Below are 16,471 nucleotides of genomic sequence, written 5' to 3'. Positions count from 1 at the left end.
GTTGATAAATTATTTCATTCCGGTTCTCTGGAAGTTGTAAACTACTTTTACATTACCTCCTTCAAAAGGAACATCTTGCTCAAGTGAAAACTGATCTGTAGTCTGATTGATCATTGTAAGACTATAACCTGCTGTATTTTGTTTAGCTTTTGTACCTGAAGCAATTTTTTTAAACATAAACGTATTACCGCCTTTTACTTCAAATTTGATTGGCTGTGTAATTGCCGGGCAATCTCCACCACCGTTTAAAGTATACGCTCCTGTCCAGTTATTGGGAATCAATCTCCAGTGGCTTCCTACGAAGCACTGTGCGTCTGCACCTTCATCAAAAGGCTTAATTTTATAACCTTTATCATAATCTATGCTTACAATCTGCCAGTCTCCTTTCATTTTCAGGAAATCGGCTCTTTGATTTTGAGATGTAGCTGCTTTGTTAACAGAGGAACACGAAACTGCAAAAAGTGATGTTCCCAACATCCCTGCAAGTAGTAACTTTTTCATTTTGTTGTTTATTATTTTGTTACTATAAAGTTACAAAAAACCGTGCCAAAATTTAAAATAAAAAATAAAAAGTCCGAAAAAATTCGGACTCTTTATGGTTTCTCCTTAAACACAGGGAGATAAATTATTTTTTAACAGCCTTTTTTACGGATTTCGAAGGCTTGGTTGTGCCTGTAGTTTTTCCTTTATAAAAGTTGGTATAAGCATATTCTGCAGCTTTTTTCAGGTCGATAACTCCACCTGCCTGAGATTGGTCACCAAAACCATCGGCTGTACTCGGGTTGCTGCTTTTCACAAGGGCTTCGATAATCTGATAAGGTTTCAGATCCGGCATGTAAGCCAGTAAAACAGCTGCTCCTCCGGCTACAACAGGGGAAGCCATAGAGGTGCCCTGAAGGTATTTATATTCGTTTTTAGGAACGGTAGAATAGATTTCTTCTCCCGGAGCAAAAACGTTCACCATCTTTTTATTGTAATTGGAAAAATCTGCTCTCAGCGCATTATTTTTATTGGTACTTGCCCCTACCACAAGAACATTGCTTACAAATGGTTTCTCATCGGTAACATTTTTAAAGTTGGTAGGATATGCAAGATGTTCTGCGACATCTTCATTTTCGTTACCTGCAGCCTTCACTAAAAGAACGCCTTTATCTTCAGCATATTTGAAAGCATCCCAAACCACATTTTTACCTGGAGAAACAGGTTTTCCAAAGCTCATATTTAAAACTTTCGCACCATTATCTACAGCATATCTGATCGCATTGGCAACATCTTTATCTCTTTCATCACCATTAGGAACTGTTCTTACAGACATAATTTTAGCCACTTTGGAAGCCACTCCGTACTGAACTTCTTTTCCTTGCGGAAGTCCGGCAATAATACCTGCCACGTGAGTTCCATGTTCTGCATCAGGTCCTTCATAATGATTATTTCCATAGATTTTTTCAGAATAGTCATCATAGTTATCCCCTACAATTTCTTTTCTCGGATCATATGAAAGGTCATATTGTTTTGCTGCAGGAGCAAAATGATCGATGGCTTCTTTCATTTCCTCTTTCATCTTTTTTTCAAATTCAGCGGCTGATTTTCCTTTGAATTCCGGGCTTTGTGAAATCTGGCCTAAAAATTCCATTGCAATGGCATCTCTCTGATCTGTCGGAGCTTTGATCGCTGCAATAGTTTCAGCGGTTACAGGCTTACCTGCCAGCAGTTTTACCATATTAGGAATCAGCTCGTTCAGCATAGAATAAGTCTGAAAGTTTTGTTTTGCCTCGATACTCTTTTTATTGAACATATCTTTGGCTTTCATGTACATCTCAAACTCTTCCTTCATCTTAGCCTGGTTGGCTTTATTTTTTGTGGAATCATCTCCTTCGAAGACAGGTTTATATTTGGCAACTACTCTTGTCACCTCCATATTATCGATATCGATATCACCGTTTTTACCTCCTATAAAGTTCCATCCGTGTACGTCATCAATATACCCGTTTCCATCATCATCTTTACCGTTACCGGGAACCTCGTTTGGATTCGACCATAGGTTTTTTACCAATCCTGGATGATCTACCTGTACTCCACTGTCTAATACACCCACCACGACGGTTTTAGGCTTCAGACCTTTAGATTCCAGGTATTTATAAGCATTTGCTGTATTTACACCATATACTTTTGAAGTTGCAAAATCTTTGTGATACCATGTCATAAGATCTTTGTCTTCGTTTGGATCAATACTTTTAGCTTTAGATTCCTGTGCAAAAGAGAAACTAAAACCTGCAAAAAAAACTGCAGCTAATAATACCTTTTTCATATGTTGATATTTAATTTTTAAAGCGATATGCCAATCACCGTCATCATCTGTTTTATACTTTACCAACAGTGATTGTACTAATATTGTTGTTTTATATTTTTTATATATACCAATGATTCCGGGCCTTTATTACAAATAAGATCAAGAACCGACAGGTCTTCCAAAAATCCGAATTTATCAGAGAATGTCTGGTAATATTCTTCCATCTGAAATTCTGAAGGAAGTTTTGCCGAAAACTTTTCCCTGAAACTGATACTCTCCGGATTTTTGATATATTCTTTATTCAAAGAGTATGCCTTTTCTGTTTTAAGTATCTGTTGGATGACTTCTATCCCTTTAAGGTTAAAATCCAGCAGGAATTTTTCTTTAAGGTCAAATATTTTCCTGAACTTATCTTCATAATACTCAAAATAAGGAGAGCTTTGATATGCGGTCTTAATGGATTTCCAATGAAGCGTTCTCCAGTCTTCGCGGTAAGAAATTTCAACATCTTTGAATTCTCTTTTCCCGTTATGATTGATGGGAATTATTAATGATAATTTTCCGTTGGCACCATAAATATTGGCTCTGTTTCTATACGTCTGCTTCGGAAAGTTTTCAAACTGTTCAAATACAATTTCATTTTCAGGATTCAAAAACACTGAAAACCAAGAGATTGGAGGCATATAAAATGCCGGTAATAATACATTCTTCATATTCATAATGCAAAAATGAAGTATTTTTTCAAATACTTCATTCTATTTTACGTTTAATTTTTTTATTAATTGTCTTCAGTTTTTTTCTTTCTGAATAATTTCATGAAATACTCCCATCCGAAGAACAGAATCAGGATCATGGCTGCAATCCACCAGTAAGAGGTTTTATTGGCTTCTCCTGTATTGGTTGCTTTGAACATTCTTTCCCAACGGATTTTCTTAGGGGCCTGATACGTTGAGCTTGCATCCGGGAATACTCCCTGTACGCTCATCCATGTAAACATTGGTTTTCCAACAATATTTTCTTCCGGAACGAAACCAAAGAATCTTGCATCCAATGATGCATCCCTGTTGTCCCCGATCATCATATAATAATCCTGCTGAATGGTATACTGATTCGCTTCTTTTCCGTTGATGAAGATTTTTCCGTTCTTTTTCTCTAAGCTGTTGTGCTCGTATTCAGAAATGATCCACTGATACATTGGAAGTGTTTCCTGATTGATCGCCACCACATCTCCTTTTTTAGGAATTCTGACAGGTCCGTACCAATCCTGATTCCAAGGTTTGTTGATTGGGAAAATAGATTGTGTCGTATCAATTTTAGTTTTAGCTTCGTCTCTGTAATATACTGCAGCTTCTCCTTTTGGCGAAATCTCTTCCTTCATATCAATAACGTGAGGAAGCTCTTTAATTTCTTTGGCAGTTTTATCCGTTAAGCCCTGGAATCCATAAAGGAAACCTCCGTTATCCTGCTGTACTTCCTGAACCGGTAAAAATCCGTACGCTTTGTATAAAGTAGGAATATCCAATTGCGCATCAGTCGTTACAATATATCTGTGCTGTACTTCCTGATCTCCTAAAACAGTCTCCGGCTTTCCGTTAACGAAAAGTCTTCCGGCTCTCATTTCAAAAGTGTCGCCTGCTGTAGCTACACATCTTTTTACGTAAGGATCTTTTCTGTCAATAGCAGTATGTACGGAATCCTGAGGATAGTTGAAAACTACAACATCATTTTTCTGTGGTTTGTTGAATTGTAAGATTCTTGTGTAAGGAAGCTTCACTGCATCTACGTAAGACTTTGGATCATCTTTCGGGTTTCCTTTCTGTCCTGTATCCATAATAGTTCCCTGAAGGAAAGGAATCGCCACAGGACGCATTGGCATTCTGTATCCGTAGCTCCATTTGTTTACAAAAAGGAAATCACCCACCAATAATGTTCTTTCCATAGATCCTGTAGGAATCCCGAAAGGCTGTGTTACAAAAACATGGATAATGGTTGCAAAAACTACCGCAAAGGTAATGGAACCAATGAATGTATCTTTCTTTTTATCGTTTTTCTCTTCTTCTGTAAGAAACAGGTCGTTTGCATTTTCATCTTCTAACTCTACATCTTTCGAATAGTTGATGACCGCCATATAAATAAACGGCAGAATCACGGTAAGAATCTGATCTTTGAAAAGTGTTTTCCCAAACTTTTTCACTAAATAAAGGTGGAAAACAGACATCATGATAGGTCCTACTATCGGAAGATAAGACATGATTGCCCACCATTTCGGATGTTTTGTTTCTTTGAGAATAATGAAATAGTTGTAGAAAGGGATAAAAGCAAATAAAGGGCTATAGCCCATTTTTTTGAACAGTTTCCAAGATGAAATCCCCATCAGTACGGATAGTATGAGGACATATACTGTATAAGTTAAAAAATAATTCATAAATTTTTGTGCCTATTCTTAAGATATAAATAATAAAAATGATGAGTAATAAATGATAAAAGCAGTCCGCTGTTTACAATTCACTATTCATCATTTTCTGCTTATTGGTCTGCAATTTACAGAATTTGTTACAAATTAAAGTCCCAAAACGTCTTTCATTGCGAAGTTTCCTTTTTTATCTTTAATCCACTCAGCAGCGACTACCGCTCCCAGTGCAAAACCGTTTCTGTTGAAAGCGGTATGTTTGATCTCGATTTCGTCTACTTCACTTCTGTAATATACGCTGTGTGTTCCCGGAACTTCGTCTTCACGTACCGCAAAAATTCCAAGCTGATTCCCTTCTGTTTCTTCCAGTTTCCAGGCATCGAATTTCGGATTGTTCTGAATGATTCCCTCAGCGATAGAAATCGCAGTCCCACTTGGAGCATCTTTTTTATGGATGTGATGAATTTCTTCCAGCTGGCAAGAGTATTCATCTACGTTTTTCATCAGGTCCGCAAGCTTTTCGTTCAGAGCAAAAAATAAGTTGACTCCCAAACTAAAATTGGAACCGTATAGGAAAGCAGTATCATTATCTATCGCTAATTTTTCAATTTCAGCTTTTTGGTCAAGCCATCCTGTTGTTCCGCAGATCACGGGAATTTTATTTTCAAGGCAAGCTTTGATGTTTTCAAAAGCTACTTCCGGCAGTGAAAATTCAATCACAACATCCGGATTATTAAGATTCTCAGCAGTCGGGGTTTCCTTCAGACGGGCAACTACTTCATGACCTCTCTTCTGTGCGATCTCATCAATGATCTTACCCATTTTACCGTAACCAACTAATGCTATTTTCATATAATCTTATTTATTTTTAATGCTGCATTCAATCTTCAGACCTTCTGCAGATATGTTGTATTTTAAAATCTGTAACTTAAACTGAATCCTGTTTTTGGCGCGCTGTAGCCATACTGGTCCTGAATAACCGATGGTTTAAAAACCAGATCCGGATCATGACGGCTTTCATAAAGATGAGCGTCTACTACAGCATCTACAATATTCAGAATATAAATCAAACCGGTAATGGCAATGGCATAATCCCTTTGCCTCTTGGCCCTGTCCTGTGCATTACCCAACGCTCTTTTGTCCAGCCACGGATGGCTGTCCACAAACTCATTGGGAGTTCCGTTCAGCTTAGCCACATAATATTCACGGTATTTTTTGTATTGGTTATCATTCCATACAGCGATACCAACTCCGGCACCTACCGCTCCCCAGACAATAGGAATTTTCCAGTATTTTTTGTTATAAAACTGTCCTAATCCAGGTAAAACTGCAGAGTACAATCCTGCTCTGGTAGGATTAAGCTTTAAGGTTTTTGCTGTGGGACCGTTTGCTTTTTCAAGATCTTCAATGATTTTGGCTTCGGTCTTACCTGGCTTTACGACACGGGTTTCTTCTTTCGGAGGAGTCTGCATCCGAACGGTATCGATAGGTTTTACTTGTGAGTAAGCCAGTGCAGCGATACACAAGAAAAATGTGAAAAATATTTTCTTCATTTATTTAATATGGGATAAAATATATTCCAGCTCTTCTTCATTTTTGAAGTCCAGAACAATTTTACCTTTTTTACCATTTCCAGAAGCTTTGATCTCTACTTTCACGTCCAAGATATCAGCAATGGTCTTCTGGGCTTTTTTATAGTTATTGGAAAGCTCCACTTTTGCTTTTTTGGCAGCAGGAGACTTCGGGTTCTTCAATGCAGCAGCAGCCTGTTCAGCCTGACGAACGTTTAATTTTTCTTTGATAATAAGATCAAATAAAATCTGCTGAGCTTCTTCACTTTCAAGACTGATAATCGCTCTTCCGTGTCCTGCAGAAATCTCACCGCTTCTGATAGCATTCTGAATATCCGGATTTAATCTTAGCAGTCTGATAGAATTGGTAATCGTACTTCTGTCCTTTCCGATTCTCTGGCTCAGGTTTTCCTGAGTAAGACCTATTTCCTCCAAAAGCCTGTGATAAGTTAATGCAATTTCAATAGCATCAAGGTCTTCTCTCTGGATATTTTCAACAAGAGCCATTTCAAGAAGCTCCTGGTCATTGACTAAACGGATATAGGCAGGAATAGTCGTTAATCCGGCAATTTTAGTTGCCCTATAACGTCTTTCCCCGGAAATGATTTCAAACTTCTCCCCGTCTTTTCTCAAGGTAACCGGCTGGATTACGCCTAAGTTTTTAATAGACTGTGCAAGTTCGTTTAATGCTTTTTCATCAAAATAAGTTCTCGGCTGCGTTGGGTTCGGATAGATATCTTCAAGCGCAACTTCCACAATATTTCCCACAAACTTATCTGCTCCTTCATCAGTAGCGGAATTGATCGTTGCTTTGGATTCTGCACTTAAAATGGCGCCCAGGCCGCGTCCCATAGCTCTTTTTTTGTCCTTCATAGATATAATTGATAAATGATGTTTGAGAAGTGATGACCAGCATTCACTTATTGCCCATTTATTATTAATTTAATTCTTTATTAAGTTTTCATTCTTCAAAAGAACTTCTTCAGCCAACTGAATATACTGAACAGCTCCTTTACTTTCCGCATCATAGTTCAGGATACTTTCCCCGAAACTTGGCGCTTCACTCAATCTTACGTTTCTGCTGATAATGGTTTCAAACACCATTTCAGGGAAGTGCAGATTTACTTCTTCCACAACCTGATTGGATAGTCTCAATCTGCTGTCGTACATGGTTAAAAGAAGACCTTCAATTCCAAGATCTTTATTGTGAATTTTCTGAACATTTTTAACGGTATTCAACAATTTCCCAAGTCCTTCTAATGCAAAATACTCACACTGGATCGGAATAATTACAGAATCTGCTGCTGTAAGAGCATTTACAGTAATAAGACCTAAACTCGGTGCACAGTCGATGATAATATAATCATAATCATCCCTTACACTTGCCAATGCTTTTTTCAGCATATACTCACGGTCTTCCTTGTCTACCAATTCAATTTCCGCTGCTACCAGATCGATATGGGACGGAATAATGTCCAGGTTAGGAGTTGCCGTTCTTTTGATACAGACTCTTGTATCTGCACTATGCTCCAGAAGATTATAGGTAGAATACTGAACATCCTCAACACCCAAACCGGATGTTGCATTCGCCTGAGGGTCAGCATCAATGATTAATATTCTTTTTTCCAATACTCCTAATGCTGCTGCCAAATTTACAGCGGTGGTAGTTTTACCAACACCTCCTTTTTGATTAGCAATACCTATGATTTTTGCCATTATTAGAACTTTAAGTTTCAAAAATACACTTTTTTCTTTGCTCTCGGTGAGTGGAGAAAATCAAAATTGAGTTAAAATATTGTTAATAAGCAATTTAACGATAAAAAAAATTATCCACAAAAAAAATTCTTTGTGGATAACTATTTGAAATTTACTTTTCCGTATTAATTATCAAATTTCATAGAGATTGGAAATTTGAAATAACTTCTTACGAATTCTCCTTTTTTGTTTTTGGCCGGGATCCATTTTCCTTTGTTGGAAATTGATTTAATAGTTCTCATTGCCTCATTGTTAAAATCGGCGTTGGTTCCGTTAGCTTTTACCCCTGAGATGGTTCCGTCCATTTCTACAATAAAGGTAACTGTCGTCTTTACAACATCTTCGGATTCAAATCCTGAACTGTCGAAGCTGTTCATTACTTTATTTCTGAAGGAGTCTATTCCTCCTGCAAAATTGGCTTCTACACCAAGTTCTCCGAATTCTGCAATTTTATTTTTGTCCACCGGAGCAGAAATCACTGTTGGAGCTGTCGTTATTACAGGTCCTGTTCCTACTGTTACTGTTGGAACATTAGGTGTATTCGGAGCTACAGGATCTCCATTAAAATTGTCTTTAAAACCGGCTACAGCATCATCAGGAATGGCTTCTTTTTTCCCATCATCCTGAGCTGTACTTGATGGTGTAGGCACTGTACTGTCAAATGTCTTGGTATTAGATGGAGCTACAGGTTTTATAGTTTCTACAGGAGGTACTACTTCCGGTGTATCTACATTCTTCACATCAAACGGTCCAAAATCACAAGCAATAATCTTTTCAGTAATACTTGGTCCTTGTAACGCAGAGATCACAAATGGTGTAATGGATACTGCTGCCATTAAACTTGCTCCGATAAAGAGTGCTTTGGTTAATATTCTATCTGATTCATTTCTTAATACATAGGCACCATAGTCTTTATTGCGGTGCTCGAACAGGACTTCGTTGAACCGAAATTCCTGGTTTTGGTTATGTTGTTTCATCACTACTACTATTTAAACTGTTAAAAATTTTGATTATTAGTTTTATTATTCTTATCGATAAGTACTGTTTCAATATCAAAACATCTGCCAAAATTTTATCAAAACAACATAATATTAGAAAATTTTATGATAATGTTTAAATTTTAACATTTATAAGTAGAAATAGGAGTTATTTCTTCTAAAGTAAGTGATGGAACAAACTTAATGACCTCTTATAAAAACAAAAAAAAGAGACCATCCAATGATAGTCTCTCTGTTATTTTTATTGCTAAGAATATTAGAATAATTCTTTTCTGATGATGTTCTGACTTCTTTCAGGACCTACAGAAACTAAGTATACGTTGATTCCTAAGTATTTCTCAATAAACTCGATGTATTTTTGCGCAGTATCAGGAAGTTCATCATAGCTTCTTGCTTTGGTAATATCTTCGCTCCAGCCTGGTAAATCCTGGTAAATTGGCTCGTAGTTGTATAGCTTTTCTGTTGACGAAGTGAAATAATCAATGATTTTTCCGTCTTCAGTTTTGTAATGGGTTACTACTTTCAGGTTCTCAATTCCTGTAAGAACGTCAAGTTTAGTAATCACAAGGTTATTGATACCGTTGATCATACAAGCATGTTTCAAAGAAACAAGGTCTAACCAACCTGTTCTTCTAGGTCTACCTGTAGTTGCTCCGAATTCACCACCGATCTGTCTGATTTTTTCACCCAGTTCGTTATCCAGTTCAGAAGGGAAAGGTCCGTTTCCGACTCTTGTACAGTAAGCTTTTGCTACCCCGATAAGGTTCTGAAGTGAAGTTGGCGGAACACCTGCTCCTGAACAAACACCTCCTGTAGATGGAGAAGATGAAGTTACGTATGGATAAGTACCGAAGTCAATATCAAGCATTAATGCCTGTGCTCCTTCGAATAAAACGTTTTTACCGTCTCTGATTGCTTCGTTCAGTTCCAGTTCAGTATCAACAATTCTGTCCTGAAGCTGTTTTCCGATTGCTAAATATTCGTTGTAGATTTCTTCAACGTCTAACGTTGGTTTTCCGTAATATTTTTCAAAAAGAGAGTTCTTAACCTTTAAGTTTTTCTCAATTTTATCTCTTAAAATCTCAGGATTTAAAAGGTCTACCATTCTGATCCCGACTCTTGCAATTTTATCTTCATAACAAGGTCCGATTCCTTTTTTGGTAGTTCCGATCTGAGTTCCTCCGTGCTCCTCTTCACGGTAAGTATCCAAAAGGATGTGATAAGGCATGATGACATGCGCTCTTCTGCTGATAAAGATGTGATCTGTTCTCAAGCCTTTGCTCTCGATCTGACCAACTTCTTTAATGAAAGACTTAGGGTTTACCACTACTCCGTTCGCAATGATACATTTCCCTTTGCATTGAAGAACTCCTGAAGGAAGAAGGTGTAGAACGAATTTCTCATCACCCACATAAACCGTGTGACCAGCGTTGTCTCCACCCTGGAAACGTACTACATAGTCCGATTTTGCTGATAAAACATCCGTGATTTTTCCTTTGCCTTCATCTCCGTACTGAAGACCTACAACTACATAAGTTGACATATTTTACTTTTGTTTTTAGATTCGTGCAAAATTACTTTTAAAAAATTGGGTGAGCAAATTTGAGAGGAATTTTATTTTGGGGTGGGGTGAAAATCATGAGGTTGAACGGAATAATTTTTATATTTGATTTATTTTAAAATTATCATGGAATCAAAAAATGGTGAAGACTTTTATGCCAAATTAAATAATGTAATTAATGCATATGAGATTCTCTTATCAAAACTAAAACCCATTTTCATAATAATATTCTTTTCTTTTTTATTTAATAACATAAGTAAGAAATATATTGACTATGATCAATTAAATTAAAAAACTTACGTATTAGTTATACATACCTCGAAAGGAATATGGCTATCTACAAGTATAATTTTTATTATGGGGTATAATTCTAACGATTTTCAAGCAAAAACAACAATTTTGGTATGGAATATTTGAAACAATATTTTCTGTCGTTAGCTGTTCAATAATATTACAAAACGTAAAAGAAACTTCAGAATATATATGATGGGATAAAAAGAATTTTTGGGGTAAAAATGATGTACTATTAATAAAGGAAAATTCCAAGGAACTTTCGTACACTCAAATAAAATTGAAGAACTTACTAATAGATAAGAAATTTCTTGTTAAAATATTAGATATTGTCACAAGAACAATATCTTAATTAAGCTAAATTTATATAAAAAAATAAATTAATCAGTTAACTCAAAAAAAGTGAAAACTCAAGTTAAAAAAATTTCAATCGTAAAAAACTTAAACAATCTTCACAAACACATAAAATAACATGCAAGAAAACACAAAAGATGAATATTTGAAAATAGCCAAAGAATATCTTTTAAAAGAATTTGGCGATATTGTTCAAATATTCGAAGACGATATAAGTGAAACTGATGACACATTTTGTTTCCATTATCAATCTAAAAAGTTTTTTGAAACATTAAAATTTGAACACCAATTTGTCGGACAAGGTCCTTTATTCGTTTTAAAAAGAAGTAAAAAAATAATTTCCTACGGAAGCGCAACTGGAGAAAAACGTGGCCTTATTCATATAATTAATCAATTGAATAAGGAAAGACTAATAAGAGTTTACTACAAAGATTATGATATTTGGGATGGGAAATATGATTTAATAATTAATAAAGTAGAAGATGAAGCATGTGGATTGGAAGACATAATCCTTGAAAACATAGTAAATGTTTTATTAAAGCATAAAATCTGGAAAGCTAATCAATACAACAGTGATCATCCAAACGCACATTATTACACTCAAGAAGAATTAAAAGAAACCCTACTAAAATCTCCACTAATATTAAAAAGAAATTTTTGCGAGAACTTGGAAGATCTTCTTGTGGATATAATTAATAAAGACATTTACCTTGATTGGACATTATCAGAGGCTAAGTAGCTACTATAATGAAACCTAACAGGTTTTAAAAACCTGTTAGGTTTAAAGTCTGCAAAGAAATATCTTTAATCCTCATCCAAAACACCAAAAGACAATCCCAAACATGAATCCACTCCAAAAATCAGGTTATCTACCTGCAACCACAAACGATCAAACCCAACTCTTTTACACTTTATTTTATCCGTATGCAGCTTCTGTGAAAGCCACGCTACTTATTGTTCACGGAATGCAGGAACACAGCGGAAGATATGCAGAGATTGCAGAATATTTCGCGGCTCATGGGATTGCTGTATTGACGTATGATCATCTGGGACACGGAAAATCGGTAAAAGAAAAAAAGGATATTGGTTTCTTCCAGCTTGAAAAACCGGATGAAAGACTTATAGCCGACGCGGAAATGATGGCAAATCATCTTGCAGAACAATATCCGGATGTCCCCCATTTTATTCTGGGACATTCTATGGGATCTTTTATTACACGTTGTCTTCTTCAAAAGGTAAGCAGTCAATTTTCAGGAGCTGTCATTACAGGAACCGGCGGACCTTTACCGGGAATTGATCTATTAAGAGGGTATTTATCATTAGCCACAGCTATTGCTCCCCGTCATCGTACGTTTTTAAATTCTGTTTTTACGAGTGTCAATAACAAGCATTTTAAAAAGGATAAAGATTTCAGCGATACAAGCTGGCTCAGTATTAATCCTGAAAACAGAAAGGCTTTTGAACAGGATGAACTTTGCGGAATTCCGTTTACCCATAATGCTTTTTATACTCTATTTACTGTTTATAAAAAGGCGACTGCAAGAAACTGGGCTTCTTCTATTTCAAAATCCTTCCCTTTTTTATTTGTAAGCGGACAGAATGACCCGATTGGTGACTTTGGAAAAGGAGTCATGCATACGGTCGATAACTTAAAAGCTGATGGTTTTGAAAATGTAGACGTAAAGATCTATCCGGAAATGCGTCATGAGATTTTGAACGAATCCATAAGAGAAGAGGTTCTGACGGAAATTTATAAGTGGATATTTAAATTCAATAATCACAGAGAATAAAAATTCCAGATAACAATTATCTGGAATTTCTGTATAAGTTTCGGCTAAAGCCGATGGATTCTAATCTTATTGATAGACGGGCTAAAGCCCATCTCTATTGAATATCAAAATGATTCTGTATAATTTGTGAAACCCAGGTATCAATTCAGAATTAATTCCTGACCAGTTCCAATCTCTCCCAGAAAAACTTCATCGTGGGAAATCACCAACAGGGTTCCATGATAATCTTTGATAGAATGGGTGAGAATTTCCACATTCTGCAGATCAAGGTTATTGGTAGGTTCATCAAGGATGATCATATCCGGTGCTTTATTGCTGATGGAAAGCCCGCAGAGAAGTAACCGTAAACGCTCTCCTCCACTCAGCATACCACATTTTTTGTCCCAGGTATCTTTCCAAAATAAAAATCTGGACAGTAATGTTTTCACTTCGGATTCCTGCATGGCACTGTCATTGAAAGTCTGTACAAAATCATACAACGTTGAGTCATTATCAATCAGAGAATATTCCTGATCAATGTAAATACTGTTGAAATCTGCTTTTTTTATTCTCCCTTCCGAAGGCTGAAGACTTCCTAACAAAAGTTTTATCAGCGTCGTTTTTCCTGAACCGTTTCCTCCTTTTATTGAAATTCTGTCTCCACTGCTGATTTCAAGATTAAGATTTTCTTTCCAGAGTTTTCCTTTTCCATAACTGAAGTTGAAATCTTCGGCTGTAATCAAAACCTTCCCTGAATGCAGATTGGAATCATTAAAATTCACTTTCATCTGCTCAAAATTCTTTAACGAGGAACGCAAATCTCTCAAATCACCTGAGATACCACTTATTTTCTCAGCATGGACACTTTTCAGTTTTGAACTATTTTTTTCCGCATTATTCCGAAGAGTATTCATCATAATCCTTGCTACTCCGGATTTTTCCTGTTTGCCTTTACCTCTCGCATCCAATTTTTGCTTTCGTTCTAATGTTTCCCGTTCTTTTTCTTTTGCTTTTTTTAAAGCCCGCTCTTTGGAATGGATATCATTTTGCAATGCTTCCTCCTCCACTTCTTTCTGTTCGGCATAAAAGTCATAGTTTCCACCATAAGTTGCAATTCCCTGATTACTTAACTCAAATATGGTATCCACAAGATTGAGCAAAGTACGGTCGTGGCTTACGATAACCACTGTTGCATCTGTTTTGTCAATAAGATCATACAAGAGTTTTCTTCCTTCCCTGTCCAGGTGATTGGTCGGTTCATCCAATACGATAATATCAGGTTGGTTGATCTGAATTCCAGCAAGAAAAACTTTAGTCTTCTGTCCTCCGCTCAGGTCTTCCAGTTTTTGAGTTAATTCAAAATTTTCGAGACCCCAATGCTCCAAAGCATTCTGGCATCTTTCTTCAATATCCCAGTCGTCATTGAGCGTTTCAAAATATATTTCGTCCACCTCACCATTGGTAATTTTTTGAAGAGCATGGAGTTTCTGATCTATCCTCAGGCATTCTGCAATGGTAAGATCATTTAAATTTCCAAACATCTGCGGTACATAAAAGATATTACCCTGGATATTGGTATTGCCGTTTAGAGGCTGTATTTCTCCCGCGATTATTTTCAGCAGGGTTGATTTTCCCACTCCATTACTCCCTACCAGAGCAGATTTGGTATGATACTGTATTGTTAAATTGATATGATTAAATAGAAGATTTCCTCCCGGAAACCCAAAGGATATATTTTGCAGTAAAATCATGATTTCTTTCTTAATAAAGGTTGAACACCAGCAACATTGTTGTTACCGTTTTATTGAGTCTGAAAGAAATGATATCCTACATGTCTGTTTTTTTGGGTTTTGAAAGAACAAAGATACTCATTTTTCTGAATATTTGTTTTTATCAATAATCAGGACATTTATCATTATCCTTTTCTTCCTTATTTCAAACACCTGCTTTTAATCCCTTTCAAAATCCTTTTTTTAAGGCTATATCATTCTATCTAATTAAAAATCTTATCATTCTTACTATTTAAACATACTTCGCTGTAATATTCAATTTTGTTGTTGCAATACCTTTTAACTTTCGAACTGACAAAAACAGGAAAGTATTTTAATCAAAAATCCGTAACTTTGCCAACTACTAAAAATTTTATGGAAAGCATTAAAGTTCACGACAAAACTTTCGTTCCTTATTTAAAGGATGCCGAAATTCAGGAAATTGTAAAAGAGACAGCGTTAAGAATTTATGAAGATTACAAGGACGAAGTTCCTGTTTTCATAGGGGTTTTAAATGGGGTGGTGATGTTCTTCTCAGATCTTTTAAAATATTACCCGGGAGAATGCGAAATTGCCTTCATTCAAATGAGTTCTTATGTAGGAACTGAGTCTACAGGGATCGTTTATCAGAAAATGGAGCTTACCAAAGATGTAAGAGACCGTCATATTATTCTTGTTGAAGATATTGTAGATACAGGAAATACCGTTGAAAGTCTTTTCAAATATTTCAAAGAAACACAACGTCCTAAATCTGTAAAACTGGCTAGTTTCCTACTGAAACCGGAGATTTACAAGAAAGATTTCAAACTGGATTATATCGGAAAGGAAATTCCTAACAAGTTTGTGCTTGGATATGGACTGGATTATGACGAATTGGGTAGAAACCTTCCGAATTTATATCAGCTGGAAGACGGACAAATCAACCATTAAACGCTGTTGGCTATTAGCTGATAGCTTTTAGCTTAAAATTATATAAAGAAATAAATTTAATAATAACTTAAAAAAGCTGAAAGCAAAGAGCAAACCGCCAAAAGCCTAAAGCCAGAAGCAAAATGCCAATTGCCTAAAGCGAATCAACATTATGATAAACATTGTTCTGTTCGGCCCTCCAGGAAGTGGAAAAGGAACACAAGCTCAGAATCTGATCGAAAAATTCAATTTAAAACAGGTTTCAACAGGTGATCTTTTCAGATACAACATGAAAAATGACACTGAACTTGGAAAACTGGCTAAATCATACATCGATAAGGGAGAATTGGTTCCGGATCAGGTAACAACAGATATGCTGATCGATGAGATCAAAAAACCAACTGATACCAACGGTTTTATTTTTGACGGATATCCAAGAACAACTGCACAGACAGAAGCTTTGGAAACAATCGTTAAAGAAGTACTGAATGACGAGATTGATATCTGTCTTTCATTGGTGGTAGAGGACAAAATTTTGGTGGAAAGACTTCTGAAAAGAGGTGAAACCAGCGGAAGATCAGACGACAGCAATGTAGAGATCATCGAAAACAGAATTAAAGAATATTATACCAAAACAGCAGAAGTTGCCGAGCTTTATAAGAAGCAGGGAAAATATGTAGAGGTAAATGGTGTTGGAGAAATTGATGAGATTTCCCAAAAACTTTTCGCTGAGGTAGAGAAAATTAAATAATCGGGATATGGCAGGGATAAGAAATTTTGTCCTGTAGCCTGAA

At 36.2% G+C, this 16,471-nt stretch carries 15 protein-coding genes; 4 read left to right on the top strand and 11 right to left on the bottom strand.

From position 1 onward, the window contains the following. Positions 1–9: 9 nt before the first annotated feature. From ACLI50_RS18005 to ACLI50_RS17960, 10 genes are all read right to left on the bottom strand, one after another. Positions 10–501 (bottom strand): lipocalin family protein, encoded by a 492-nt coding sequence (locus tag ACLI50_RS18005; protein WP_076596761.1) that lies wholly within the window; start codon positions 499–501, stop codon positions 10–12. Between the two features lie 124 nt (positions 502–625). Continuing rightward, positions 626–2,308, bottom strand: coding sequence for a S8 family serine peptidase (locus ACLI50_RS18000; protein ID WP_411414356.1), 1,683 nt, complete (start codon positions 2,306–2,308; stop codon positions 626–628). 77 nt (positions 2,309–2,385) lie between these two features. Beyond that, positions 2,386–3,009, bottom strand: coding sequence for a WbqC family protein (locus tag ACLI50_RS17995; RefSeq protein ID WP_411414355.1), 624 nt, complete (start codon positions 3,007–3,009; stop codon positions 2,386–2,388). 59 nt (positions 3,010–3,068) lie between these two features. Next, positions 3,069–4,715 (bottom strand): signal peptidase I, encoded by a 1,647-nt coding sequence (lepB, locus tag ACLI50_RS17990; RefSeq protein WP_411414354.1) that lies wholly within the window; start codon positions 4,713–4,715, stop codon positions 3,069–3,071. A 135-nt stretch (positions 4,716–4,850) separates the two neighbouring features. After that, complete coding sequence (dapB, locus tag ACLI50_RS17985) at positions 4,851–5,552, bottom strand: 4-hydroxy-tetrahydrodipicolinate reductase (protein WP_411414353.1); 702 nt, start codon at positions 5,550–5,552, stop codon at positions 4,851–4,853. A gap of 62 nt (positions 5,553–5,614) precedes the next feature. Continuing rightward, positions 5,615–6,253 (bottom strand): DUF5683 domain-containing protein, encoded by a 639-nt coding sequence (locus ACLI50_RS17980; protein WP_202839779.1) that lies wholly within the window; start codon positions 6,251–6,253, stop codon positions 5,615–5,617. Beyond that, positions 6,254–7,144, bottom strand: a complete 891-nt coding sequence (locus ACLI50_RS17975; RefSeq protein WP_411414352.1) for a ParB/RepB/Spo0J family partition protein — start codon at positions 7,142–7,144, stop codon at positions 6,254–6,256. A 69-nt stretch (positions 7,145–7,213) separates the two neighbouring features. Continuing rightward, positions 7,214–7,987, bottom strand: a complete 774-nt coding sequence (locus ACLI50_RS17970) for a ParA family protein (protein WP_002981269.1) — start codon at positions 7,985–7,987, stop codon at positions 7,214–7,216. Between the two features lie 164 nt (positions 7,988–8,151). Further along, the gene (locus ACLI50_RS17965; protein WP_411414351.1) at positions 8,152–9,003 is read right to left on the bottom strand and encodes an energy transducer TonB; all 852 of its coding nucleotides are present in this window, start codon (positions 9,001–9,003) and stop codon (positions 8,152–8,154) included. A 277-nt stretch (positions 9,004–9,280) separates the two neighbouring features. After that, positions 9,281–10,567, bottom strand: a complete 1,287-nt coding sequence (locus ACLI50_RS17960) for an adenylosuccinate synthase (protein ID WP_062676417.1) — start codon at positions 10,565–10,567, stop codon at positions 9,281–9,283. A 781-nt stretch (positions 10,568–11,348) separates the two neighbouring features. On the opposite strand from ACLI50_RS17960, the gene ACLI50_RS17955 reads away from it, so the two are divergent. Both ACLI50_RS17955 and ACLI50_RS17950 read left to right on the top strand, forming a co-directional pair. Next, the gene (locus tag ACLI50_RS17955; RefSeq protein WP_202839785.1) at positions 11,349–11,969 is read left to right on the top strand and encodes a hypothetical protein; all 621 of its coding nucleotides are present in this window, start codon (positions 11,349–11,351) and stop codon (positions 11,967–11,969) included. A gap of 103 nt (positions 11,970–12,072) precedes the next feature. Further along, on the top strand, positions 12,073–13,020 hold the full coding sequence (locus tag ACLI50_RS17950) for an alpha/beta fold hydrolase (RefSeq protein WP_411414350.1): 948 nt from the start codon (positions 12,073–12,075) through the stop codon (positions 13,018–13,020). A gap of 140 nt (positions 13,021–13,160) precedes the next feature. Here the strand turns inward: ACLI50_RS17950 and ACLI50_RS17945 are convergent, their stop codons facing one another. Continuing rightward, entirely contained in the window at positions 13,161–14,750 is a 1,590-nt protein-coding gene (locus ACLI50_RS17945; RefSeq protein WP_411414349.1) for an ABC-F family ATP-binding cassette domain-containing protein, read from the bottom strand. 393 nt (positions 14,751–15,143) lie between these two features. Here ACLI50_RS17945 and ACLI50_RS17940 point away from each other — a divergent pair, with 393 nt between their 5' ends. Next, the gene (locus tag ACLI50_RS17940; RefSeq protein WP_047374145.1) at positions 15,144–15,698 is read left to right on the top strand and encodes a phosphoribosyltransferase; all 555 of its coding nucleotides are present in this window, start codon (positions 15,144–15,146) and stop codon (positions 15,696–15,698) included. A gap of 151 nt (positions 15,699–15,849) precedes the next feature. Continuing rightward, the gene (locus ACLI50_RS17935; RefSeq protein WP_202839791.1) at positions 15,850–16,428 is read left to right on the top strand and encodes an adenylate kinase; all 579 of its coding nucleotides are present in this window, start codon (positions 15,850–15,852) and stop codon (positions 16,426–16,428) included. The last annotated feature ends 43 nt before the right edge of the window (positions 16,429–16,471 follow it).

The organism is Chryseobacterium cupriresistens (assembly GCF_046614675.1).
GTDB classification, from domain to species: domain Bacteria; phylum Bacteroidota; class Bacteroidia; order Flavobacteriales; family Weeksellaceae; genus Chryseobacterium; species Chryseobacterium cupriresistens.
The sequence above is the reverse complement of the archived record's forward strand: the minus strand, read 5'-3'. Positions and strand labels throughout refer to the sequence as shown.